General features: G+C 41.9%; 24 protein-coding genes. 12 read left to right on the top strand and 12 right to left on the bottom strand.

What is annotated here, in order from left to right:
* From ACYZZR_RS09260 to ACYZZR_RS09230, 7 genes are all read right to left on the bottom strand, one after another.
* The coding region (locus tag ACYZZR_RS09260) for a helix-turn-helix domain-containing protein (RefSeq protein WP_461533722.1) at nt 1–386 on the bottom strand (386 nt) is incomplete at its 3' end.
* Between the two features lie 194 nt (nt 387–580).
* Complete coding sequence (locus ACYZZR_RS09255) at nt 581–1555, bottom strand: aldo/keto reductase (protein ID WP_461533721.1); 975 nt, start codon at nt 1553–1555, stop codon at nt 581–583.
* Nucleotides 1556–1635: 80 nt separating this feature from the next.
* Nucleotides 1636–2205, bottom strand: coding sequence for a Crp/Fnr family transcriptional regulator (locus ACYZZR_RS09250; protein ID WP_149348215.1), 570 nt, complete (start codon nt 2203–2205; stop codon nt 1636–1638).
* A 283-nt stretch (nt 2206–2488) separates the two neighbouring features.
* Nucleotides 2489–2827 carry a GNAT family N-acetyltransferase gene (locus tag ACYZZR_RS09245; protein ID WP_461533720.1) on the bottom strand — a complete coding sequence of 113 codons (339 nt, stop codon included), beginning with the start codon at nt 2825–2827 and terminating at the stop codon, nt 2489–2491.
* Nucleotides 2828–2840: 13 nt separating this feature from the next.
* Nucleotides 2841–3728, bottom strand: a complete 888-nt coding sequence (locus tag ACYZZR_RS09240; RefSeq protein WP_461533719.1) for a pirin family protein — start codon at nt 3726–3728, stop codon at nt 2841–2843.
* The gene (locus ACYZZR_RS09235) at nt 3725–4108 is read right to left on the bottom strand and encodes a DoxX family protein (protein WP_461533718.1); all 384 of its coding nucleotides are present in this window, start codon (nt 4106–4108) and stop codon (nt 3725–3727) included. Before ACYZZR_RS09235 ends, ACYZZR_RS09240 begins: the two co-directional genes overlap by 4 nt.
* A gap of 19 nt (nt 4109–4127) precedes the next feature.
* A complete protein-coding gene (locus tag ACYZZR_RS09230; RefSeq protein WP_461533717.1) occupies nt 4128–4736 on the bottom strand; it encodes an FMN-dependent NADH-azoreductase in 609 nt (202 codons plus the stop codon).
* A 98-nt stretch (nt 4737–4834) separates the two neighbouring features.
* Between ACYZZR_RS09230 and ACYZZR_RS09225 the strand changes: the two genes are divergently transcribed.
* The 3 genes from ACYZZR_RS09225 to ACYZZR_RS09215 all read left to right on the top strand — a co-directional run bounded on the left by ACYZZR_RS09225 (nt 4835) and on the right by ACYZZR_RS09215 (nt 6373).
* Nucleotides 4835–5182: a winged helix-turn-helix transcriptional regulator gene (locus tag ACYZZR_RS09225; protein ID WP_461533716.1), complete on the top strand. Its 348-nt coding sequence runs from the start codon at nt 4835–4837 to the stop codon at nt 5180–5182.
* 353 nt (nt 5183–5535) lie between these two features.
* The gene (locus ACYZZR_RS09220) at nt 5536–5949 is read left to right on the top strand and encodes a phage integrase N-terminal SAM-like domain-containing protein (RefSeq protein ID WP_461533715.1); all 414 of its coding nucleotides are present in this window, start codon (nt 5536–5538) and stop codon (nt 5947–5949) included.
* Nucleotides 5950–5956: 7 nt separating this feature from the next.
* The gene (locus tag ACYZZR_RS09215; RefSeq protein WP_461533714.1) at nt 5957–6373 is read left to right on the top strand and encodes a tyrosine-type recombinase/integrase; all 417 of its coding nucleotides are present in this window, start codon (nt 5957–5959) and stop codon (nt 6371–6373) included.
* Nucleotides 6374–7094: 721 nt separating this feature from the next.
* On the opposite strand, the gene ACYZZR_RS09210 is transcribed toward ACYZZR_RS09215, so the two are convergent.
* Nucleotides 7095–8294: a glycoside hydrolase family 16 protein gene (locus ACYZZR_RS09210; RefSeq protein WP_461533713.1), complete on the bottom strand. Its 1200-nt coding sequence runs from the start codon at nt 8292–8294 to the stop codon at nt 7095–7097.
* Between the two features lie 1195 nt (nt 8295–9489).
* Here ACYZZR_RS09210 and ACYZZR_RS09205 point away from each other — a divergent pair.
* The 9 genes from ACYZZR_RS09205 to ACYZZR_RS09165 all read left to right on the top strand — a co-directional run bounded on the left by ACYZZR_RS09205 (nt 9490) and on the right by ACYZZR_RS09165 (nt 19249).
* The gene (locus ACYZZR_RS09205) at nt 9490–10875 is read left to right on the top strand and encodes a TolC family protein (RefSeq protein WP_461533712.1); all 1386 of its coding nucleotides are present in this window, start codon (nt 9490–9492) and stop codon (nt 10873–10875) included.
* 9 nt (nt 10876–10884) lie between these two features.
* A complete protein-coding gene (locus ACYZZR_RS09200) occupies nt 10885–14133 on the top strand; it encodes an efflux RND transporter permease subunit (protein WP_461533711.1) in 3249 nt (1082 codons plus the stop codon).
* 141 nt (nt 14134–14274) lie between these two features.
* A complete protein-coding gene (locus ACYZZR_RS09195) occupies nt 14275–15258 on the top strand; it encodes an efflux RND transporter periplasmic adaptor subunit (RefSeq protein ID WP_461533710.1) in 984 nt (327 codons plus the stop codon).
* Between the two features lie 5 nt (nt 15259–15263).
* A complete protein-coding gene (locus ACYZZR_RS09190) occupies nt 15264–15833 on the top strand; it encodes a TlpA family protein disulfide reductase (RefSeq protein WP_461533709.1) in 570 nt (189 codons plus the stop codon).
* Between the two features lie 37 nt (nt 15834–15870).
* Entirely contained in the window at nt 15871–16317 is a 447-nt protein-coding gene (locus ACYZZR_RS09185) for a protein-disulfide reductase DsbD N-terminal domain-containing protein (RefSeq protein WP_461533708.1), read from the top strand.
* A 7-nt stretch (nt 16318–16324) separates the two neighbouring features.
* Nucleotides 16325–18004 (top strand): protein-disulfide reductase DsbD family protein, encoded by a 1680-nt coding sequence (locus ACYZZR_RS09180; RefSeq protein ID WP_461533707.1) that lies wholly within the window; start codon nt 16325–16327, stop codon nt 18002–18004.
* A gap of 31 nt (nt 18005–18035) precedes the next feature.
* On the top strand, nt 18036–18335 hold the full coding sequence (locus ACYZZR_RS09175; RefSeq protein WP_461533706.1) for a hypothetical protein: 300 nt from the start codon (nt 18036–18038) through the stop codon (nt 18333–18335).
* The gene (locus ACYZZR_RS09170; protein ID WP_461533723.1) at nt 18236–18607 is read left to right on the top strand and encodes a TlpA family protein disulfide reductase; all 372 of its coding nucleotides are present in this window, start codon (nt 18236–18238) and stop codon (nt 18605–18607) included. The genes ACYZZR_RS09175 and ACYZZR_RS09170 overlap by 100 nt, the downstream gene beginning before the upstream one ends.
* An 18-nt stretch (nt 18608–18625) precedes the next feature.
* Nucleotides 18626–19249, top strand: a complete 624-nt coding sequence (locus tag ACYZZR_RS09165; RefSeq protein WP_461533705.1) for a TlpA family protein disulfide reductase — start codon at nt 18626–18628, stop codon at nt 19247–19249.
* Nucleotides 19250–19266: 17 nt separating this feature from the next.
* On the opposite strand, the gene ACYZZR_RS09160 is transcribed toward ACYZZR_RS09165, so the two are convergent.
* The 4 genes from ACYZZR_RS09160 to istA all read right to left on the bottom strand — a co-directional run bounded on the left by ACYZZR_RS09160 (nt 19267) and on the right by istA (nt 25381).
* Nucleotides 19267–20778: a sialate O-acetylesterase gene (locus ACYZZR_RS09160; protein ID WP_461533704.1), complete on the bottom strand. Its 1512-nt coding sequence runs from the start codon at nt 20776–20778 to the stop codon at nt 19267–19269.
* The gene (locus tag ACYZZR_RS09155) at nt 20765–22933 is read right to left on the bottom strand and encodes a sodium:solute symporter family transporter (RefSeq protein ID WP_461533703.1); all 2169 of its coding nucleotides are present in this window, start codon (nt 22931–22933) and stop codon (nt 20765–20767) included. The genes ACYZZR_RS09160 and ACYZZR_RS09155 overlap by 14 nt, the downstream gene beginning before the upstream one ends.
* Before the next feature lie 181 nt (nt 22934–23114).
* Entirely contained in the window at nt 23115–23846 is a 732-nt protein-coding gene (istB, locus tag ACYZZR_RS09150; RefSeq protein ID WP_461533702.1) for an IS21-like element helper ATPase IstB, read from the bottom strand.
* 11 nt (nt 23847–23857) lie between these two features.
* Nucleotides 23858–25381, bottom strand: a complete 1524-nt coding sequence (istA, locus tag ACYZZR_RS09145) for an IS21 family transposase (protein WP_461533701.1) — start codon at nt 25379–25381, stop codon at nt 23858–23860.
* Between the last annotated feature and the right edge of the window lie 187 nt (nt 25382–25568).

Here is a 25568-nt window from a genome sequence, read left to right as displayed (position 1 = left end):
TGAAAGATGAAGTTTGATGAATTTTGCTCTGTTGTATGTTTTGTTTTTTTAAATGCGGTGTGTGAGATGTTGTAGTGTAAACTAAACTGGCGTGAAAAAACAGCCAAATCGTTAAAACCGCATTCGAATGCAATTTCGGTAACCTTAGCTTTTGGCTTTAATCGCAATAGATAATTAGCACGTTCTAATCTGATTCTTTGAATAAATTCAAAAGGTGTTTCGCCTACCAAGGCACTAAATATTCTTGAAAAATGAAATTTTGAGAAATGGGATATCTTGGCCAAGTCGTCAAGGTTTAATCGGGCATCAATGTTTTCGTCTATATAATCAAAAACTTTATTGAGCCGTTCTATATAATGGATTTTATTTTTTTCATTAGGATTCATTTTAGTTGAGCTTTTTTAGCTTGTTGCCAACGGATCAGGCGCTTGCCGGAGTGGCGGAAAATCGAAGACGGAAGTTTCGATTTAGACGACACGTAGCAAAAGCCAATAAAATTGGCTTTTGCGGATTACGAAGCACAAACTTTCAACTTAGCTGTTACTCCGCCATTTTGCAAAACCCTTGTTACAGGCAGTGTTTATTTCCGGGCTGTTGCTTCTTGTATTTGTGCTGGATAGCGTTCACCAACGATTTTGATTGTTGCCAATGCCAAATTTATTTTGTCCAACTCATCAGTTGTCAAAGCAATTTTGTCTGCACCAATGTTTTCTTGCAAACGGTGCAACTTTGAAGTTCCTGGAATTGGAACGATGAATGGTTTTTGAGCCAACAACCAACCTAGTGCGATTTGTGCAGGTGTTGCGTTTTTGTCTGTCGCAATGGAAACAACTAAATCAACTAACGCTTGGTTAGCTTCTCTGTTTTCTTTGCTAAAACGTGGCGAATAATTTCTTATGTCGTCTTTGTCAAGTTCAATGCTTCCGTTGATTGTTCCTGTCAAAAACCCTTTGCCTAACGGACTGAATGAAACAAAACCAATTCCCAATTCTTCCAATGTTGGAATGATGTCGTTTTCAGGTTCACGGTAAAACATGGAATACTCGCTTTGCAAAGCCGTTATTGGCAAAACAGCGTGAGCCTTACGAATAATTTCGGCAGGTGCTTCGGACAAACCAAAATGTTTAACTTTTCCTTGCTCAATTAAATCTTTTACTGTTCCTGCAACATCTTCGATTGGTACACTTGGGTCAAAACGATGTTGGTAAAACAAATCAATTGCATCGGTTCTTAATCGCTTCAAAGATGCTTCCGCAGTGGCAATAATGTTTTCGGGACGACTATCTAAACCTAATCTTACATTTCCGTCTTTGAAACCGAATTTCGTAGCAATTACCACTTCGTTTTTGAATGGTTCCAACGCTTCGCCTACCAACAATTCATTTTCGCCATAGCCTTGTGCTGTGTCAAAAAACGTAATACCGTGTTCAACTGCCGAACGAATTAATTTTATACTTTCTTCTTTTGTTGGTGCGTTTGGAAAGCTCAAACCCATTGCTCCAAAACCCAATGCAGACACTTCTAATCCGCTGTTTCCTAATTTTCTTGATTTCATTTTTTTCTTGTTTAAAGTTTGACACTACAAAGGTTGCTTAATAAAAAATGAAACCATTTGTCAAATGGCAAAAAGTGATTTTAGTGAATGTTTTTTCTAATTCTGCTTAATGAAGATTGGGTAATTCCCAAATATGAAGCAATAAATGATAACGGTACACGATTTACCAATGTTGGGAATTTCTCCATAAAATCAAGATAACGTTCTTTAGCATCTTGGGAAATCAATTCACTTCTTCTCGAAATTTTTTCGCTGTGATGCTTGGTAATTATTTTTTGAATAATAGCGTCCCAACCGATAATGGTTTCGCCAATTTCTTTCCAATCTTGCTTCGAGAAAACAACCATTTTGCAGTCGGTAATTGCTGATAGATATTCGGAAGGTGTATAAACTTCGTCAACCGTGTTACCCGATAAAATCAAATGGTTTTCGTCAATAAAGTAGCGTGTAATTTCTTCGCCTTTGTTGTTGTAATAATAAACACGAAGAACACCGTCCGTAAGAAATCCGATTTTTCTAACTGTTTTTCCAGCTTCCCAATAAAAATCGTCTTTGCAAAGTTCAATTTCTGTCGCTTTGCTGGTAATGAGGTCAATTTGTTGCTTGTTTAAATTGCCGTATTGCAACACATATTCGATAAATTCTTTCATTTAGCAAAGTTAGAAATTGTTGTCTATCGGAAATTTGTCATTTGGCAAATAGTGTTAGGGCGGTTCGTTAACATTGCCTGTAACGTTTCGGCAGCTTGGCGAAGGAGCGGAAAATCAAAGCCGAAAGGTTCGGTTTTACACGAACGTAGCCAATGATGTGAGCCGTTGGCTAAATTAAGTAAAAAAAGCCAATACTCACAGCATTGGCGGTATAAAATGTATAGACGTTCAACGTAGCCGTTACTCCGCTCTTTTGCCAAACTGCTTGTTATGTGCTGTGCTTTTAATCGGGTAGAACCTTTGAGTTTGTCGTTTTTGTTTGGTCTTGCAAATAATCGTCCGCTAAAAGATGTTTTAGTTCGGGATGTCGGGCAAATGTTTTGACCACAAACGGACATAGCGGATGAATTTTTGTTTTCCTTTCTTCCGCAAACTCCACCAATCTGTTGAAAAGCGGAATGCCCAATTTTTGGTCTTTAAATTCTTCATATACCCGTGTGCCGTCAGCAAGAATATTTCCGTTGTCCAACCATTTGTATTGAATCCACCCTCCTTCCATTCCGTTGTCTAAGATGATAAAGAATCTCCCTTCTTCGCCATCGTCATATTGTTTGAAATTCATTTTATTTCTGTTTTTAATTGACAATAGATTTACTCGTTTCTGAAAAGGAAGTGATTTTTTGTTCGTCAGGCAAATCGTTCAAATGCGGAAATTTTCCCTGACGAAAATTTCTATACATCTGTACGATGTCTTCCATTGAGTCAGCGACAAAAGGTCCGTGATGAACTACAGGAACATTATGTGGTTGTCCTGCATATAACACAAAATGAGTGTCGTTTTCCAAGGCGTTAAATTGAATTTCGCTGGTGCCGTTTTCGGCTGTCTTGTCAAGCCATCCTGCTTGTTCCGCTTTGATGACTTTTTCGCCTGCTTTTACACTGCCTTTTAATACATACACCAAACCATTGTAGTGCGATGGAATTTCTTGTATAACCATAGCGTTATTCTCTAGTCTGTAATCTACCATAGTGAATGGCGTATGATTCTTTAGTGGTGAAGTCAATCCGTTACTACTTCCGCTATACACACGGATTTCATATTTATCGGTTTTAATCTTTGGTACGTTTTCCAAGAGTATTTTTTGTAAGAAAGGCTGTGTATATCGCTTTTCGGGCGGTAGTACTAACCACACTTGCAGAATACGAAGTTTTTGTTCGGAAGTGATTTCTTCGGTATGGATAATACCTTTTCCTGCGGTCATCAGTTCAAAACTTCCCGTTTTCCAATCTTTTTCATTGCCCTCCAAAACCAAGGTCAAGGTTTCAAACCCTGCGTGTGGATGTGCTCCGCCTACGGGTTCTCCACCAGGAAGATTCAGGCTGTCGTCCATAAACAAAATAAAAGGGTCGCTGTCTTTGTAAGGTACACCGTCCAATACCGCCATTGCACTATGTCCTGTTCCCAAAAAACCATTATGCCAATGGTTTTGGGTTATCTTTGAAATGTTTCTGCGTATCATCATTGTTGTACTTTTTTAGTTGAAAAAATCCTTTGCTTCAGTTCGGGGAAACGGATAAATGCCGTAACCCAAAGCAGGATTTGAATGGTAACCGCCATTGCTATCGATTCTTGATGTTGTAAATGAGTAACAATAGCACCGCCCAAATAGGCAACTAATAATAGTGTTCCCAAAATTCCTGATCTTGGAATAAGGAAAAGTATCAGTGAGATAATTTCAATAATTCCAATGAATTGATACGTTGTTGCATCAATTCCGAACGAAGAAGCCTGTGCCAAAGCCATTTCGTTTTGTGTGAGTTTCAGAAAGGCACTCATTGTAAATACAAGTGCTAAAACAATGGTCATTGCCCATCCTGTAATTTTGATTGCTTTTTTTGACATAATTTTTATTTTTTTAATGTTATAATGAAAATGTATTTTCTACTATCTGAACGGCTTTAGACATTGCAGACTCTTTAATGCCAGGAATCGCAACTCCCTCCACCCTAAATGCAGTTACGTCAGTAATGCCAATAAAACCAAGAATATTCTTAATGTATTTTTCAGTAAGGTCATATTCTTTCATTGGACCTTCTGAGTAGATGCCTCCCGAAGCAATTGCCAGATATACCTTTTTATTTTGCACTAAACCTTCCACGCCATTTTCTGTATATCTAAATGTAACACCGGCACGCACTATATGGTCTATCCACGCTTTGAGCGAAGACGGAATAGAAAAGTTGTACATGGGTACGTCTATGACAATTATATCCGAGGCAATTAATTCTTTAACGGCTTTGTCTGAATGAGAAACCGCACTCTTTAATTCATCAGAAAGATTTTCAACAGGTGTAATGAATGAGGTAAAATGCACATCGTTGAAATGCGGTATTTCATTTTTTGCAAGATTCCTGGTAATGATATCTGCATTTTCGTATTGAGCCTTTATCATTTCTACCACCGTATTGCCCAATTGGAAACTTTGAGAATCATTCCCTCTAAAACTGGTAACTAATCTTAAAATTTTCATTTATTTTTTGTTTTTGAATTATGATGCAAAGTTCCAAATAAATACTATATCTTTGTTATCTGTTACAAAAAGGATAGTACTTACAAAAAGGATAGTATATGAAAAAACATACGGTTGAAAGTTGTGCAAAGGCGAAATTGGCGATACGTGACACACTTGATATAGTAGGCGGTAAGTGGAAGTTGGTATTGATTTCGGTTTTGCGAAGCGGGAAAAAGGGTTTTAATGAGTTGTCAAGAGAAGCAGGGATTTCTCCACGCATTTTATCGAAAGAATTACAGGAATTGGAAATGAATGGATTAGTGAGTAGAACAGTCTGCGATACCAAACCTGTTACGGTTCAGTATGAATTGACTTCTTATAGTGAAACTTTGGGGGAAGTTTTAACCGCAATGGAAAAATGGGGGCATCAGCACAGGAACAAAATTGTTCAGGGAATTGAATAATCGTCAAACTGGTTTATGGTTGTCTTTCTGCGGTGTTCTTGGTGGCATTGCACATAACGGATCAGGCGCTTGGCGCACGTGCTGGAGCATTGCTCCAAGCGCGTGTTAGAGGACAGTCCCGAAGGGCTGTACTCCGGCAAGCGCCTGATCCGTTGAGAGGGAAGCCCGGAGGGATTTCCTCTCAACATCTGTTTTAACGAAACGAATATACGGAAAATTTCGCTTAACCAACCCTATATACGTGTTTCGTTATTTGACTTTTCTTTCTACATAAGATATTGATATATTTGTATTTAAAAAATAAAACCGCACAAATAGCGAAACAAAATATTATAAAATACTATTTCCCTGATATGAATAGCGAAATCATACTTGAAACCTTCGAAAAGAGATTGCTGATGCAGAGATATGCTGGCAATACCATTAGATCGTACAAGGATTACGCTAGTATATTTCTTAAACATGTTAGCAAATATCCCTCCCTTGAAGAAATTCCACTGTCAGATATTGAGGCGTTTATAAACGAAAAAGTTCAAAATGGGAAAATTAGTGTTTCCTATCAAAAAGGATTAGTGGGCGCAATCAAGAAGATGTACGAACTGATATTGGACAAAAAAATCCAACTGGATTACTTATACCCGAAACGCTCATTTTCTAAATTACCTAAATTCTTTTCAAAAGAAGAAGTAAGAAATATTCTCGATAACACTCAAAATCTAAAACACAAGGCTATTCTGATGACAATCTATAGTTGGACTACGTCTTAGCGAACTGTTGAATCTCAAAATCAAAGACATAAAATCTTCCGATGGAATTATCAGAATCCATCAAAGCAAAGGTAATAAAGATCGGATTGTATCATTACCAGACAAATTGCTGGCGACTTTGAGACATTATTATCAAGCATTCAAGCCAAAGGAGTACCTCTTCGAAGGTGAGAAGGGTGGCAAGTATAGCGAACGAAGTGTACAGTTGATTCTGAAAAAAGCATTGATCAAAGCAAATGTTCAGTCGGAAGGCTCTGTACATACATTGCGACATTCTTATGCCACACATTTAATCCAATCAGGTATCGATATCCGAATTGTAAAAGAGTTATTGGGTCATGAAAATATAAAAACGACTATGATCTACACTCATATCACTGACATAGACAAGCAAAAGACTCCTAGCCCTCTTGATTTTTTATAAGAATAAGATGAACTTTTCACGCTCTATAGAAACAAGCATTATGCTCCAATCATTCTTTAAGAAGGGTTATTCTTCTAGCTTAACTTAACTTTGCTTAGGTTATTGAATAATCAATATTCAGATATAATTTGTCCGAAATGTGTCCGAAAAAAGAAAAAGCCACTGATAATCAGTGGCTTTTGTCGGGGTGGCAGAATTTGAATTAATTCCGTACCACATTTAAAATCAGTAATTTATATTTCATTTTTTCAAATAGGACACCGATTAGGGCACCTATATCGGTCTTTTTGGCTTTCTATATATCAAATATAATCATTTGTACTCAATAAAAATAAGAGCATGTTTAAAAAAGATTCAGAATGAATTTAGACGCCGCGAAGCCTCACATTAATCTGATAGTCGCCATTGGTCATATACGGCCATATTCGGCTTGCTAACAGATTGTTTATATTCGTGTTATTCTAAACCGGGTAAACAGTGGAGAAAGGAATATCAGAATAATAAGAACTCCTTTTTTAAGGTTCAATACAGGTAGCAACCGTGTAAGAAGAAGTCTTTTCCGACATGGATAGACGTATGACAGGATAACTCCACTGGCAGGCAACCTGACAGGTTTTTAGAATAAGAACTAAAATACAGGGGATCTCTTGCTTTTTGGTACGACAATACAGTTCAAACACCGAGGTGATTCTCAAAAAAGAAAAAACTCCAGTGATATATATTATGGCAAAGTGAATGTATTAAAGCTTTGTATGTCATTAATGTCCGTGAGGCCATATGTTGTTCCATCTGCTGATACCGATACTTCTACATCCTGATAAGTACGACTATCGCCGTTATATACGCCTAATTTTACCGCTTCAAATTCGTAGCCCTGCCCCAGATTAATAACCAATAATCCATTGGAATCTAATCCATAATAACCGGTGCTGGCTCCATTCACACCTATACCATCTCCTAGTACTGAAGGTCCATTATGACCCGTCGGGAGTACATATTCAGTATCGTTGTGTATTAAAGTTACTTCTGTCAAATGACTCCAAGTATTTACTGTATTTCCATTCATTTGTATTTTCAGATATTGATTCGATCCTGATGGTGGCGTAGGAGAAGGAATGTATTCGTAGTACTTCACATAATCGATGACGTAATCAACTGGTAATTGATTGGGATTAACGTTACCAACCCAGCTTCCTCCAAGCTGTTGGGACAATATAAGATGAAAGTCCCGATCGAATGGCCATTGGCGCCAATCAGCACCTACTTCCTTATAATATGTAAATGTTGTAGCTCCATTGATAGTAAATACTATTCTATCAGGATACCATTCTACTCCGTAGATATTAAATTCATTAGGACTTACACTTGCTGTTTGGCTACTTGGGGAGCTTTTTGTATTACTGTGGATGGTTGAATAGATAAAGTTATCAAAATTAAGATGTTCCATAACATCGATTTCCCCATAATCAGGCCAACCTCCATACTCATTTGTACTGCCAAGCAACCAGATTGCGGGCCAGCATCCCTGAGCTGAATCCATTTTAGCACGCACTTCTACCTTACCATAAGTAAAATTAAATTTACCACGTGTCCAAACTCCTCCTGTTAGATAAGGTCTTGGATCAGTTTGTGTGTCTGGGTTAACTATTCCCTTCAAATGAAGGTATCCGTTTGAAATATCGTAGACCTGATCGTCTGTGGTCATATAGTTTTTCCAATCCGGGCTTCCTTCCGTAATCCGGCTCCATTTGGTTGAGTCTAATGCAGTGCCGTTAAAATCATCTTGCCAGATCAATTGAAAATTTGCCGATGTTGTTAAATAAAAATTTTCACTTGGTGGTTGTTCGATAATTTCATGACCTGTGTTATCACATCCAGACAATTGAACAACAGTAAAGATAATAATCCATTTTGTTTTCATTTTCGATTCATTTAAAGTTAATTATTTAGGTGGATAAATAATGTTTAGAAAAGAATACATACCAAAAAAACATAATACTTTGTTTAAAATGTGTAATTTTGCTTTTTATTGAATTAGATTGATAAATCTCAATAGAAAATAAAAAACTTCACACTCAAACTTTATCAGGATAATTTTTACTTTACGCTAAATTTATCGAAAACAAAATCTATTTAAACTTTATTAGGGTTACATTTAGGTTACACTGCCGTAACATTTAGGGTACATTAATCTGATAATCAATCCATCAGTGTAATGGCTATTGTTGGTAATTATTAATAATAGCTAATATTTGGGATTATTCCTTTTGTCGCCAAATAAAGAGCAATAAATATGTTCGACATTTTGCGTGTTGGAACCAATTATTCTGTATGGCTGGGGTCAATTAACAAGCCGAAAGAGTCTCTTTGATTTAATTACCGTGCAGAAATCAGCTTACTGGCCACTTTGAAATCCTAAGTTTTTTCTCGTCGGAGCATTTCAAATCTCACTTAGTGAGCAAGATGATGAAGGACAAGTATCCGGCGGCGAGATATTTTTATCTACTAAAGTGCCCCAATTGTTAAAGTTAATATAAGAGTTTGTTTCGACTTTATAAAATATGTAACATTGCATCGATGAGGAGATGCAATAGTACATACCTGAAACCCGATTTTTGGCGGACATTTATAAGTGCCATTGCGATCTTATGCCTGATGCTATCGTCATGTACGGTTAAAGCCAGTGTAAAGAATCTTTTAGGCTTTAAACATTCAACGGAACAATCGCATAGACCTGCAAAACATAAGGCAAAGCTATTTGTTTCCTCAAATTCGGAAACCTGTCATTACAATCAGCTGTCGGAAACAATAGTCGTACAGAAGGCTGGTTTCGACCTTTCGCAAAACCCGTTGGCGACATTTATTTGTTGTGTTTTTCTCTGTTTTCTTGTGGGTTTTCGTTCTGAAAGTAAGGAAACCAGGCATCCTCTTTATAACAGTAGCGGAAAAATTTCTGGATCTGTTCCTATCTTCCTGGAATATCGAAAACTTATCTTACCACACACACTTTAATCTTCTTTCCTATTGATTGAGATATCAATGGACGGCAATTTCATTGTTTTTATCTTATAATAATCTTTGGTCGGTACTACGACCTATCAAAATTGTATAGTCTTATGATCAAACAGGCTATGGCAACCACAATGATGTGGTGTGCCATTGCTACTGTGTTTCCTATGAGTGCACAGCAGCAAAAAGAGAATACTCTGGGCAGCTTGTGGCCAGCAGTTGAAAAAAATTATCCGGGGGTTGATGCAAAAATGTCGGTAATTGATGCGGCTAAATTTAATGAACGGGCAGTAAAAAGCGAGATGCTCCCACAGGTGAGAGCACAGGCACAGCATACTTATGGTACATATGAGGGAAGTGCAGGAGCATTTTTCCCGCAAGCCGGTTTTTTTAATGTGAGCGGTGCTACAAACGCTTTAAACGGTAGTGCTATGACGGCCAACAGTTTTGGCTCGGCCACTGTGGAATGGAACCTTTTTTCTTTTGGAAAACTCAGTAAGGAAAACGAAGCCGCCAAGGCCGGATATCACAAGGCGATAAGCGAAAAGGATGCTTATCTGCTCAACCTGAAAAAAACATTATCAGAACGGTACATTACTTTACTGTATAATGATGCCAAACTACAATGGACGGAGAAAAATGCCGAGCGCCTGGACGATATCCGCAAGATAACGTCAGGCTTGTCAGCGTCGGGCCTGAGACCTGCTGCAGACAGCCTTCTTGCTTCTTCTTCGTATGTCCGGGCCCTGGGGGAACGGGAAAAATGGCACGGTCTTAAAAATGCCTCGTTCATTAAACTGTTGGAGTTGTATGTCAGCGATACTGTCTATTATACCGCATCTGCCAACCGTTTTATCAATCCGGCAAAAAATTACTTTAACGTACAAAACACCATAGATCCTTCACATCCTGTATTGGATGTATTAAACGGGAAATCCCGGTATTATACGCTAAGAGGTGAAGCACAAAAAAGAGCTTCACTACCATCTTTGCACCTGTTGGGAGGGTATGCCTACCGTGGAACAGGAATTAATTCCAATGGAACCGTATCGGGTAAATGGGAAGATGGTTTTGACAACACTACGAGCAATGTACTTGTCGGGATCGGCATTACTTGGAATATCACCAGCCTGCACACCAACCGCCTGAAAGGAGAAGGCCTTTTTAAAGAGGCAGAAAGTACAAAGTTGCTCCAAACACAATATGAACAGGCGATGCAGGCAGACCTGTCTGCATCGCAGGCAAAAATCTTCCGGCAGTATGAACAGCTTCAAAAAACGAAACTTGCCGTAAAACAGTCTCAGAAGGCTTACGAAATGTACCTGGCCCGCTACAAAAGCGGTCTAATTGCTCTTAGTGAATTGCTGCAGATACGTACGTTGCTGGAACAGGCCGAGAATAACCATATCGAGGCTTCACGGGATTATTGGATACTACTGGTTTACGAGGCGGAACTGACCGCCGATTTCAATTTTTTGTTTAACAACCTTTAATCCCTAAGTATGAACCTGATCAGATTTGCGTTGAGAAGGCCCATCGGCATTATGGTAGCCGTACTGGCCATTGCTTTCTTTTCCTATACCACCATAAAAAAAATAAACGTAGACATCTTTCCCGAAGTGGAATTACCTGCGGTATACATCGCCATGCCTTACGGGGGACTTTCCCCGTCGGATATGGATGCGTTCATGGCCAATGAATTTCAAAAGATCCTTTTGTTTGTCGGCGGGGTAAAAAACATCGACTTCAAAAGTGTACAAGGCCTGACCTTGATGAAACTGACCTTTTACCCCGGAACCGATATGGCACAGGTCGCCGGAGAAGTTTCGACATCGGTTTCACGGGCGATGGGATTCCTTCCCGAAGGAGCCGTTCCCCCTATGGTAGTACGGTTCGATGGCAGTTCACTTCCTGTCGGGCAATTGGTGTTCGAAAGTGACCAGCGGTCCGTCAACGAATTGCAGACACTTGCCATTACCAGGATAAGACCGATGTTCACGGAAATCCCGGGCATCACTTCGCCGGCGCCCTTTGGCGGAAATATCCGTTCCATTGTCGTCAACTTAGATCCGAAAGCCTTGCAGGCCAACGGGCTAAGTCCGGAGGAAGTAACCATAGCAATAACAAAAAACAGCCTGCCGTCACCTGCTGGAAATATCCTCATTGAGGATGAAAACCTGATGGCCCCACTCAATTCCATCGCTAAAAACCCGGAAGAGTTTTTAAATACGCCCGTGAAAACGACCGAAGACCGCACGATATATGTCAAGGACGTCGCCCGCGTGGAAGATGCGGCCGACAAAACCGTGGCTTATGCACTGGTCAATGGCAAACGGTCGGTCTACCTGCCCATCATAAAAAAGGCAGATGCCTCCACACTGGATGCCATTCAGAATTTAAAAGCGGCCATCCCGGAACTGAAGAACCAGCTGCCTGAAGACGTGGATATCCGGTACGAGTTCGACCAGTCCCAATACATTGAAAGGTCCCTGTCCACCTTAATTCATGAAGGCTTGCTCGGCGCCATTTTTACGGGATTGATGATCTTGCTGTTTCTCGGTGATACCCGGGGGGCAATTATCGTTGTATTGACCATCCCGATCGCTATTCTTGCTGCCGTGATGATGCTGGGCCTTTTCGGGCAGACCATTAATATTATGACGCTCAGTGGGCTTGCCCTGTCCATCGGCATCCTGGTCGATGAAGCCACTGTGACCATAGAAAATATCCACCAGCATATGGAAATGGGCAAAAGCAAACCATTGGCCATCATCGATGCGCTCTATGAGATCTCCATTCCAAAACTGTTGATTCTGCTCTGTATCCTTGCGGTGCTGACACCGGCCTTTATCATGACAGGTATTCCCAAAGATATGTTTATGCCCTTGTCTATGGCGGTTGCTTTTGCCATGGTGTTTTCTTTTCTGGCATCCCAGACTTTTGTGCCGATCCTGGCCAACTGGATGATGAAAAACAAGCACGGCGAAGCAAATAATACGCCGAAGAAACGGGCTTTCTTTGAAAAATTAAGGATAAAATATTACAACCTTCGCAACAAGACTATAAGCGACACGCCGAAAAAACGGGCCTTTTTTGAAAAGATCCGGTTAGGTTACTCCTACCGGATGCGCAAGTGGCTTGGCAGGGCATCTCCTTTGGCTTTATTGTACATCATAGTAGCCGGCGGAATTGCAGTACTTCTGTTAAACGTCGTGGGTACAGATGTGATGCCGGTTTCCAATAGCGGCGACATTCAGCTGCGTATTCAGGCTCCACAGGGAAGTCGGTTGGAGAAAACCGAGCAACTTGTCCGGGACATTACCGAAGACATCAAAGCACAGCTTCCGGAGCATGGCATTTCCCTGACTTCAGCTTTTGTGGGGATGCACCCGCCAGGCTCGCCCATCAACTATATTTTTCTTTTCACCAGTGCGCCGCACGAAGCCGTCCTGCAGGTTTCCGTCAACCAGGAAGTGTATACCGGTTCCATAGAAGACCTGAAAGAAGACATCCGGAAAATGATGGCCGAAAAACATCCCGAAGCCGGCTTCAATTTTGAGCCGATGGAGCTCACCGAGAAAATTATGGGACAGGGTGCGATGACACCGATTGAGGTAAAAGTAGGTTCAGCACAGCTCAACAATGCCTTTGCCCATGCATCAAAAATTGAGGCCAATCTCAAAGAAGTGCCCTATTTGCGGGATGTGCGTATTGTGGAGCCGATTGATTACCCGACGCTGGAAATAGAGGTCGACCGCGATCTTGCCGGGCAGTTTGGGCTGACCATGCAGGATATTTCACGAAGCCTGGTCACGGCCACTTCTTCTACCCGGTATACGAACAAAAACCTGTGGAAAGATCCGAAATCGGGACGTGTATTCCAAGTGCAGGTACAGATACCGGAATACATCATGGATTCAGAGCAAAAGCTCCGCTCGCTTCCGCTGAAAAAGGGGAGCTTGCGTCCGGTGCTGGAAGACGTGGCAACCATCCGGCGGGTTACTTCCCCCGCACAGGTTAACCTCAAGGGCCCCAACCGCTATGTAACCGTCATCGCCAATTTATACGGAAAGGATTTGGGCACAGCTTCCAAGGCCGTAAAGAAAGCCATAGCCGATGCTGGAGAGCCACCACGAGGAACCACGATATGGACAGAAGGCACTTTGCAGTTACTGGACGATACCTTGGAGAGCCTTTTGGCAGGTTTGGGTGTAGCTATTATCGTGATCTTCCTGATGCTGTCGGCCTATTATCAATCGTTCAAAGTACCCCTGGTCATTTTGTCGGTTTTACCGGCAGTGATCACGGGAAGCCTTATTTTATTGTTTCTGACAGGAAGTACACTCAACCTCCAGTCGTATATGGGGATCATTATGTCGCTTGGGGTATCGGTATCCAATGCTGTGCTCCTGGTCAACCAGGCAGAGTACTACCGTAAAAAACTGGCTCTGAAACCGGTCAATTCAGCACGATTGGCAGCATCATCGCGGTTCAGGCCGGTACTGATGACCGCTGGGGCCATGTTTGCCGGAATGTTGCCAATGGCCATAGGAGTGGGCGATGGCGCCGAACAGGTCGCCCCATTGGGCAGGGCTGTTATCGGCGGTCTTATTACTTCTACTCTGACCATCCTGCTATTGGTTCCACCTTTCTTTTCATCCCTGATGTCAAGGACAAGTACCGTTAGTCCGTCACTGGACCCTTACGATAAGGAGAGCAAGTATTTTTCTGAGCAAAAACCGCAACATTAATCTTTAAGCCCGAATAAAATGAATTATCATATTTCAATAATTAAACGATTTGCCCTATTCGTGGGCATGGCTTCCGTATTGGTCTTGACTTTTACGTCCTGTTCGCAGCAGAAAAAAGAAAAAGAACAGAAACAGGGAAGCGTGACGAAACCGGTTACTTATTCCACGGCGTCAATAAAACTCATCAATCCCGAGTATAAGATTTCGCTTCCGGGGGAACTGAAGCCTTTTGAACAGGTTGCGGTCTATGCAAAGGTTGCTGGTTTTGTAAAGCAGTTGCATGTGGATCGTGGGGACTACGTTCGCAAAGGGCAGCTTCTTGCAGTTTTGGAAGCTCCCGAAATGGAGCAACAATATCTTTCCGATAAATCGACGGAGCAAAAAATATATAATGATTACGTCTATGCCAAACAAGCCTATGATCGATTGGTCGATGCCTCCAAAACAACAGGAGCCGTCGCTGACATTGAACTGGACAGGGCCAAAAGCGCGATGGAAAGTGCTAAATCGGCATATAATGCTTCGAAAGCAGGTACGGCACATGCGGCACAGTTACGACAGTATCTCCGGATTACTGCACCCTTTGCCGGTACTATTACAGCACGGAATGTTTCTGTAGGCGCATTGGCAGGAACAGGGAACAATACACCTTTGTTTATAATGGCACAGGATGCCAAGTTACGCTTGACCTTATCCCTGCCTGAAAAACACGCATCGTCCGTACAGGAGGGCATGACCGCTACCTTTACCGTCAGCTCACAGCCCGGCAAAACATTCGACGCCAAACTTTCCCGCACCTCGGGTCTGCTCGACCCGCAAGACCGTTCCCTTACATTGGAGTTTGATGTGAACAACCCGTCAGGCGAATTGCAGGGAGGCGACTACGCTCAGGTAATGCTGAAATTACAACGTAATAATCCCACATATTGGGTACAAAGCAAGGCAGTTTTAAATACGAAATCAGGGACTTTTGTGCTTACGCTAAATGATAATGAAGTAAAACGCATTGCCGTAAATGAGGGTATTCGTATGGATACACTGACAGAAGTTTTCGGAAATCTTTCGCCCGAAGACAACATCATTCTGAAACCGTCGGAAGAAATAAACGAAGGGGAAATCAAATAATGAGTATGATAAAATCAAACATCAAAAAAGCAGCTCTACTCCCGCTAATGGTCATTGCGGGATGGGCGTACGCATCAATCAATGGCAATGGCATTGATGGAAGTGTGATCGCAAATCAAGGCACTATTGGCAAAAAACCATTAGTGTCCGATGCGCAACAAACGCCTGATTTAAAATTCAAGGACGAAAATGGTAAAACCATTTCGTTACGGTCGTTAAAGGGGAAGGTCGTCTTTATCAATCTTTGGGCGACGTGGTGTCCTCCGTGTATCCGTGAAATGCCCTCGATCAATGAATTGCGGAAGACTTTTAAGGACAACGATGATTTGGTATTCCTGATGGTCGATGTAGACGGGAATATCGAAAAAGCAAAACGGTGGATGAAAAACAGAAAATTTGACCTGCCCGTACACGTTCCCGACAGCGAAATACCCCGTGAGCTATTTACAGGCTCCATCCCCACTACCATTATAGTAGATAAGCAAAACAATATCATTGGCAGGCAGGTCGGTGGCGCTGACTATATGTCGCCGGAGGTGGTTGACCTGATAAAGAAATTGTTCAATGAAAAATAAATGAAAAATAATAATGAACAAATCAAAAGTTAATACAATGAAAAGGACACTATTTTTTGTAGCATTCTTATTTGTAAGTGCTGCATCATTCGGACAAATACTCAAGCCGGTAAAATGGTCTTATGCCTCAAAGAAAATCAATGCCAAAGAAGCCGTTTTATTTTTAAAGGCGACAATTGAAGATGGCTGGCATATCTATTCACAAACGGTTCCCGAAAATGGTCCGGTGCCGACGGGGTTTTCATTCCATCCATCGGATGGATACCAATTAAATGGGAAAACACACGCACCCAATCCTATCGTCAAACACGACCCGACTTTTGATATGGAAGTCGGCTACTACAAAAAATCGGTGGTCTTCCAGCAAAAGATAAAATTATCGGACAATTCACCTACGGTAAAAGGTACGCTTATCTATATGGTTTGTAACGACAAGCAATGCTTGCCACCCGAGGAAGTGGCATTCAGCATTCTCGTAAAATGAACATAATATGAGATTAATAACGAAAATAATAACGATACTATTCATCAGCGGATGGATGGCTGTTACTGCCAGTGCACAGACAGACAGCCTCATACCGTATGATGATGTAGAGTTTACGGAATTAACGGAGCAGCAGCCCCTTCAGCAGGACAGTGTCGCAGCATCCGCAGAGCCGGAAACTTCGCTAACAGCGGGAAACGCGGCTACATTGCAAAAGAATGGAGCCACTACGGATAATGGTTCGTTATGGGCAATTTTTATAGCGGGTTTCATTGGCGGTTTTGCAGCGCTTTTGATGCCCTGCATTTTCCCGATGCTGCCCTTAACCGTAAGTTTCTTTACCAAAAGCGGGCACACCAAAGGCAAAGCAGTAATACAGGCAATACTTTATGGCTTGTCAATTATAGTCATATATGTATTGCTGGGGATTTTGATTACCGTTATTTTCGGTGCGGATGCACTCAACAGCCTTTCCACCAACGGCATATTCAATTTCGCTTTCTTCGTTCTTTTGGTCGTATTCGCCTTTTCTTTTTTTGGAGCATTTGAGCTTTCGCTTCCTGCCTCACTTGCCAATAAATTAGACCGTAATGCAGACCGTGGCGGTTTATTGGGGCTTTTCTTTATGGCAGCAACATTGGCGGTGGTTTCGTTCTCCTGTACTGGCCCTATTATAGGGACGTTGCTTGTACAGGCGGCTACCATGGGCGAGCTTTTAGGCCCCGCCATCGGGATGTTGGGGTTTGCATTGGCTTTGGCAATTCCCTTTACACTGTTTGCAATGTTCCCAAGCCTTTTAAAAAGCCTGCCGTCTTCAGGTGGCTGGCTGAACAGCGTTAAGATCACACTCGGATTTTTGGAGTTGGCCCTCGCTTTGAAATTTTTAAGCAACGTCGACCTTGCCTATCATTGGAATTGGTTTGACAGGGAAGTCTTTTTAGCGCTGTGGATTATCATTTTCGGGTATTTGGGCTTCTATTTATTGGGCAAACTGCGTTTTCCCGGCGATAGTCCGATGGCAAATATAAGCCTGCCAAGAATGGTACTGTCAATGGCTGTACTATCATTTACCCTGTATATGGTTCCGGGATTGTGGGGAGCACCTTTAAAGTCCATTTCGGCATTTTTACCGCCACAGGCCACGCAGGACTTCGACCTATATACTTCTTCGTTCGGAGGAACACGGACAGTGGTTAACGGAGAGATTGGCAAGACACGTAAGTATTCGGAAATATTCCATGCTCCACTCAACCTGGATGTCTTTTTCGATTATGAGGAAGGAATGGAATATGCAAAAAAAGCAGGCAAACCGGTTATGCTTGATTTTACCGGACACGCCTGCGTGAATTGCCGTAAAATGGAGGCTTCAGTATGGCCCGATAAGGGCGTGTATAGGTTATTGAATGAAGAGCTTGTTATCATACAGCTATATGTAGACGATAAGACTGCTTTACCTACGGAGGAACAGTACGTATCAACATTCAGTGGGAAAAATGTCCGTACCATAGGCAACAAATGGAGTGATTTCCAAGCAAGCAGGTACAACGCTAATTCGCAGCCTTATTATGTGCTGTTAGATCCATCCAATGAAGAAATGCTGGTAAAGCCTATTGGAGCAGACTATGACCCGAAAAGCTATTACAGTTTTCTTCAATCTGCCATCGACCGATACAAGAATAAGAATTGACAGAATTAGACAACAGTAAAAATCATTCAGTATGAAAATGCAATTTAAAAACTCGGTAGTTCGTTCAGGGATTTTCATCATGGCAGCCATTTCGCTGGCAGCTTGTGGAAATACGAATAAGAGCAAAGAGAACAAGGTCGAGAACGAGAATATGACAGCGGATGTTGGACAGGTAGAAACTCCAGCGGAAACTTCTGATATTTCCTTTAAAGACGAAGACGGAAAAACCGTATCGTTAAGCTCATTAAAAGGCAAGGTTGTGTATTCATCAACTTTTGGGCAACGTGGTGTCCTCCCTGTATTCACGAAATGCCATCCATTAACAAATTGAAACAATCTTTTAAAGGGAATGACGATATCGTGTTCCTGATGGTAGACGTAGATAATAAAATGGAAAAATCTTCCGCCTTTATGCAAAAGAACAATTATGTCCTGCCAGTATATGTTCCTGCAAGCAATATTCCACCTGATTTTTTGGGAGGAGCTATTCCCACTACAATTATTCTCGACAAAAGAGGTCAAATGATCAACCGTATTGAGGGTGGCAGGAATTATACAGATCCGGAAATAGTAAAAGCCCTGAAAGAATTAGTCGAAAAGTGATTCATAAACATTTAAAATATGATAAACAACAAGATTTCAAAGGAGAACCCGTCAGCAAATAAATTCTGGCAATTCATCAGGAAGAATGGCTTTTCTACGCTAATGGGAATTGTCATTGTGGTATTGCTTGTTAACCCCGATGCAAAATCATTGATGCTCCGGAAATTAATGTATACAGGATTATTTAATGCCAACATAGACGGGAAAGGCCCCAATACTTCAGACCTGTCCAATGTTCGTTTCGATTTTCTTGATAACAAAGACAATGTCCAAAATACATCATCGCTGAGGGGGAAAGTGGTATTCATTAATTTTTGGGCATCGTGGTGCCCGCCCTGCAGGGCCGAATTTCCATCCATAGAAGCGCTTTATTCAAAGTTCAGAAACAATCCTGATGTTTTCTTTTTGACTATTAACGAAGATAATGATCTTTCTGCTGCGTACGAGTATCTGAAAACAGAAAAGTATTCCGTTCCCTTTTACAGAACAAAAGGCAATATTCCGAGTGAAATATTCACCGGAGCATTGCCTACGACTGTTGTGCTTGATAAAAGTGGGAAGGTCAGGTTTCACCATGAAGGTTTTGCTAACTACGCATCAGAGAAATTCGTGAAACAGATTGAAGAACTGATCAGTGAATAGTACAGTTTGACTAATTTTTATTTTACGGCTATTTTAAAGCTACTCGTCGGGAGTTTTTCAGAATTTATCAGGTTTCCTTTACTAAAAGGGCTCCATCCATAGTAAATATTATACGGTTTTCCCGTGACGCGAATAATCACCTTATCATCTTTAATATATGCATCTGCCCTGGTTTTTCCATCGATAGAAAATCCCTTTAAAATTGTGCCCCCGGAGATGTCCAGTCCTCCTGCTGTATATTTGAAGGAGATGACCACCCTGTTGTTTTTATAAGCTGCTTTTTCGGGCAATGGCCCGGAGGGCACCACTTTTATACCGTAAATGTCCCGCAGGGCCCATCGTGCCAGTCTGTACCCTACATCTTTTTTGTTCCTGGGATGTACATCGTGCCTGGCTCCCAGGTCAGAACTTACCGCCATACCGGAATACGGTATCTTATCCAGTAATTTCCGCTGTTCATTTCTGAATCGGGGCCACAGGTGCGACTTATACTGCATCGTGTCTATCGAGGACAATTGCACCCAGTAAAAAGGCATTTCGGGTTGTTTCCACCTTTTGCGATAATCTTTTACCATTAATTCCTGTAATACTGCATATTCTCTTACGCTTTCCGGTTCCTGTGCATTGCTTTCTCCCTGATACCAGATGATCCCCCTGATCGGCATATTGACTATCGGGGCGATCCCGGATTCATATGCAAAACCCGGTTTATACGCATGGTTGGGTCCTGTTTCATCCCCGTAGATGGCCTTAACCTCCCCGACATTCTGATTTCCCCGTTCCCGTATCCATAAAGGTAATTCCTTATTGTTCAGCCAGTTTCCTTTTACTTTCGCTGAAAATCGCCTGTTTTTTCGTAACACATCCCTGTTTATAAATGTTTCGATCGGACATCCCCCGATGGCTAAGTTGACAAGTCCTACCGGAATACCTTCGTGCTCCATTATTCTTTTGCCAAAATAATAGCCAACAGCACTCATCTGCTTTACCGATGAGCTGTCGCTCACGGACCATTTCACCTGCTGATAAAATTTTTCAGGAGTCAAACGTTTCAAGAGGGAATCATTGTATATGGTTCCATACACATTTTTGCCGGCAAACCCGGGATTATAAAAACGTAATAACGGCAGACCGGCATTATTAATTTCCTCTTTAAAATGTTGCTCCCTCACCATAGGCCACTCCATATTGGATTGCCCCAAACACAGCCATACATCACCGATCACTACATTTTTAAGACTTATTTGTTCATTCCCCGACCGAAATACCACCCTCCGGGGAGTTTTACCGGCCTTTTGAGATTTCAAGGCCACAGTCCATGTTGAATCCGAAGCCACTGTAGTTTCTTTTACTTCTGACAAGAAGCTAACCCTTACTTTATTTCCAGGAACTCCCTTACCCCAGAAACGGACGGGTTTACCTTGTTGCAATACCATATTATCCGTAAATATATCCGGCAATGAGAGTTGGGCATATAAATTCACCACTCCGGCGAATATGAATATAAATACACCACTATATTTTTTCATTGTTCTTTTCTTTTAAAACCATACTGAACATATACCCAAATACAAAACACGATACAAGCCCGAGCAATGCATACATTAAAAAATTTATTGCCGTATATACGCTTACAAACCATATTAAGATTCCACTGAGCACCAGGCCTGTCAACGTTCCCCTGGAATTTGCCGTTTTTGTGAGCATGCCCAATAAGAACATGCCTCCCAATCCACCGGTGAACAATCCTAAAAACCTGTAGAACTGGTCCCAAAGCGATTTTATGCCGGAGTTGGCCATCCATAAGGCAAGTATGACCCCTACCAGTCCTGTCAGTACAGTGATCCACCGGGCTGTTTTCAACAATTTTAAATCGCCTGTTTTCGGATTGTAATGTTTATAGAAATCGTTACAAAAGGCCGTTGAAACCGAATTTAAACTGCTGCTTATACTGGACATGGCGGCAGAAAATATACCTGCGATCAAAAGCCCGGAAACCCCGACAGGTAACTCGTTGACTATATACCACGGAAAAATAGAATCGTTATTTGAAATTTCCGGGGATAAGCTGTTGGGCATTTCGGTATAAAAAATAAACAACAGGGTACCGATCCCGAAGAAAATGATCGTTGCCGGTAGGGTAAGCACGGCATTGGTGTACAATGTTTTTTGCGAATCCTTTACACTTCTGCTGGTCAAATAGCGTTGAACTATGGTCTGGTCCGTACCCTGTGTCACCATGGCCGAAGCCAGGCCTCCTATAAATACCACCCAAAAAGTGGATTCCGTAAAATCAAAATCCAGATCTGCAATATTAAACTTACCTTGCTCGGAGGCATAGCTGATCATTTCCCCGAAAGGGGTTTCGGTATGAAGCAATATCCAGACAACCGCCAAAACGCTACCGCCCAAAAGTACAATGACCTGCAATACATCCGTCCATATTACGGCCTCTATCCCTCCAAAAGTGGTGTAGGCGATACAGATGATCCCCATAATAAGAATACTGGTTTCCACGGAAATCCCGGTTACAATGGAAATGGCCAAAGAAGGGAGTAGCAATACTATGCCTATTCTTCCTAGCTGGAATAGAATAAATGACAGGCTGCCCAGGGCCCTGGCCAAGTAATTGAACCTGTCTTCCAGGAATTCGTAGGCCGTCCTGATCTTTAACCGGTTGAAGTACGGAATAAATAAGAACGCGATCAAGGGCGTAATGGCTATGGCCGCTATATTCAAAAAGAAGTATGACCAATCCGTAATAAATGCCTTGGCAGGAATAGCCATAAAGGTGATGGCACTCAATAAGGTCCCGAAAACACTTAGCCCCGAGGCCCACCACGGTATTCTCCCGCCTCCTACAAAATAATCTTCCGTGGATTTTTGTTTTCTGGAAAAGTAGATCCCGATAGCCAGGGACAGCATTAAATATAAAAAGAGAACGGCATAGTTTAACCATCCAAATTTACCTTTTCTTTCTCCGGTACTGAATTGGAGAACTTCCGGAGTCCTGATCCCGGGTGACACTTCGCCGGAAACAATTAAAAAATCATCTCCTCTTTTAAAGGATAATGCCGTTACCGGAATGTGTCCCTCCAATGTATCGTACACAAACCATTTATGGGTAATGGTGTTATAGGCCAGTACTTCCTTTTGAAAGCCCGGATGATGGTTTAAGATATCTTTTCTCTTCTGGATAAGCCCGGCCTTAAGGGAATCATTCTTTTGGCGGCGCTCTTCTAATGACAAACGTTCTATTTTATCGAACAGTTTTTCATCAGAACCTCCGTAAACCAGGATATGCATGGAGCCCTTTGCCGCTACCGAAGCCCCCATGACCACCTTCTCCTCTCCGTGTATCAAAATTTTTCCTTCTTCTTTCCAGTCTCCTGTTTTCAAATCATAAGAAAGATAGCCGGACAGGGCCACGGACTTTTTCCCGGTCATTTCATTTCTCCCTCCGATGACGAATATTTTTTTGGCGGTAGAAGTTTCCTGAACAGCCATGGCATGGACAGCTCTCGGCGGGCCGGGAAAGTTTGGCAGTTTTTCCCAGGCACCACTGTTGCTGTGGATATTTATACGGTAAAAAGCGTTTGTACTCCCTTTATCGTTTTTTCCCCCCGCAACATAAATATATCCGTCAACATAAACGGCAGCCGTATAGGACAACGGTTCGGGCAAAGGGGCATATTCATTTACAACAACTTCTTTGTTGTCTGCATCATACTTAAACAGAAAGACCTTATCACTTGTGGTATCCCGGTTATCTCCTGGAAAGAACGGACAAAGTGAGCCACCTAAAACGGATAAAAGTGAGCAGTGTAAATGAAGTGTTTAAAATCGATTCATTCTTGGTGTAAAGTTAGCTTTTATTTCTTAGTTTTTTCCGCATAGATTCTCCCTTAATATTAATCCGGTGTGCGGTATGTACCAGGCGATCTAAAATAGCGTCCGCAATAGTCTGTTCCCCGATGGTTTGATGCCAGGCCTCTATAGGAAGCTGGGAAGCCATAATGGTGGAGCGTTTTCCGTGCCTGTCTTCGATAATTTCCATCAACGTTTGCCTATTGATATGATCTAAGCCTTTTAATCCAAAATCGTCAAGGATCAGTACATCCTGTCTTTCCAGTTTGTTGATCTGTTTGATATAGGACCCGTCAGCCTTTGAAGTTTTGAGCATGGTAAAGAGTTTATTGGCATTAAAGTACATGGCCTTATAGCCCAGTGAACAAGCCTGATGACCTATGGCTGAAGCGATATAGCTTTTTCCGGTCCCTGTACTACCAGTAATCAATATGTTTTCTTTTTTATCTATAAATTGACAGGAAGCAAAGCGCTGTATTTGATTTTTATCGATGTTCCTGGCAGCGTCGAAGGCGATGTCTTCCATCACGGCTTTGTACCTGAACTTTGCGGCCTTGGTCAGGCGTTCAATTTTTCTGTTCTGCCGGTCATCCCACTCGGATTGCAACAGATAAGCGATCAGTTCATCATTGGTATAAGCAATGCTCTGCGAGGACAGAGCGCTCGTAAAAGCCCTATACATGCCATAGAGCCTTAATTCCTTCATTTGTTCTAATGTTTGTGTATTCATAGTATTGATTTTTACTTATAATAATCACCGCCCCTGATGTTTTTATGGTTAGGGATGTCGGTATGTTCTTCGATATCTTCATCGAGTTTGTCCCATCCATTTGCAAGGATACGTTCTACCATGTTATAATTATAGGCTTCATAGCCCAGGGCCCTTTTACAAGCATTATCCAAACGTTGGTTGCCTGCTTTTTTAGCCAGGTGAAGTATGCCAAGACATGATTTATAGGATTGTTCCGGATGTTGTTTTTTATCGAGTATTTTAATGATATAGGCCTTACAAGCCTCTCCTATATGGCCTGCCCAAGCGATGAACTTCTCCGAACTCCATTCGCTGACAAACCTGTGGTATGAAGGCATATGCTCTTTGGTGGTGGTATATCCGTATTTCTTTTTATCCCTTTCATGGACAGCCAAGCGTTGTTGGTTATGGTAAATCTCTACCAGGCTATCGGAATAGATAATCCGGATACGCTTTCCTATATGCTTGTAGGGTACACTATAGTAATGTTTATCTTTACTTAGATACACATGGCTGTTTTTATGAACGGTGCCATTAGCGGAAGATTTAACCTCATACCGCTTTGCCGGCAACGGTTTGAGAGCTTGTTTTTCGATTTCCATAAATAGAGAATAGCGGGAGTATTCTCTCCCTCTAAAAGGCATCTTGTTATGCTGTTCCAACAAAAAGGCAATGGCCTTGTTCAATGAAGGTTTATCATAAAAGATCTGGTTTCTTAAAGGGGCAAAGACCCTGGTGTAGATAATCCTGACGGCATTTTCGACTATAGCTTTGTCCCTGGGTTTGTAGGTCCTTGTGGGAAGTACAGCGGTTTGATAGTATTCGGCAAAATCGGCAAAGGTGTCGTTCACTCGTGGTTCATACCGACTGGCCTTGGTCACGGCTGCTTTAAGATTGTCCGGAACAAGGGCCTCAGGTACGCCCTTATAAAACCAAAATGCATTCTCCGCACAGTGTATAAAATCTTCTTTCTTTTGACTCTCACAGGCCTCAACGTAGGTATATTGGCTACTGCCCAACACACAGACAAAGACTTCCAACTCCTGTATTTCCCCGGTGTGCCGGTCTACTATGGGAAGCTTCTTTCCTGTAAAATCGAGGAATAGTTTATCCCCTGCCTTATGGGTAAAATGCATCACAGGAGAGACCTCTTTGGTCCATTGCCCGTACCAATAACGGAACTGTGTAAGTTGATACCCGTCAGGATGTTTTTTATGATACTCCTGCCAGAGCAACTCCTTGGTGACCCCGGTTTTACGCAACTCTTTGTCAAAATAGGGGAAGTAGCTTTCCAAAGTGCGTAAGCGTTCACTCTTGGGCTTTTCAGTGGAGTTAAAAAGGGTATGAAGCTCCTCCTGGGTCATGGCCTCTACTTCATAAGAGGTCAGCTGGTAACGTTGAAAAAAAGCGATGTACTTGCTTACGGTATTACGGGAGATCCCCAACTGGGAACTGATCCGGCGCTTACTGACCCCGGCACTGTATAACTTGAATATCTTTTTTACTTTTCGCATTTCTATTTGTTTGTTGGCCATAATCTTTTTAACAAAAAAAGACTATTGCGCACACTTCAAATAGAATCGATTTTTAGTGGTTCACTTTCACCCGCTGTGCTATGCTCACTTTCACCCGTTTTTAGTGGTATACTATATCCGTTTTTTGCAATATAGACATAAATGGATAAAAACCGAAAATAAAATA

The sequence above is a fragment of the Sinomicrobium sp. genome (genome assembly GCA_029266035.1).
Classification (GTDB): Bacteria; Bacteroidota; Bacteroidia; order Flavobacteriales; family Flavobacteriaceae; genus Sinomicrobium.
The sequence above is the reverse complement of the archived record's forward strand: the minus strand, read 5'-3'. Positions and strand labels throughout refer to the sequence as shown.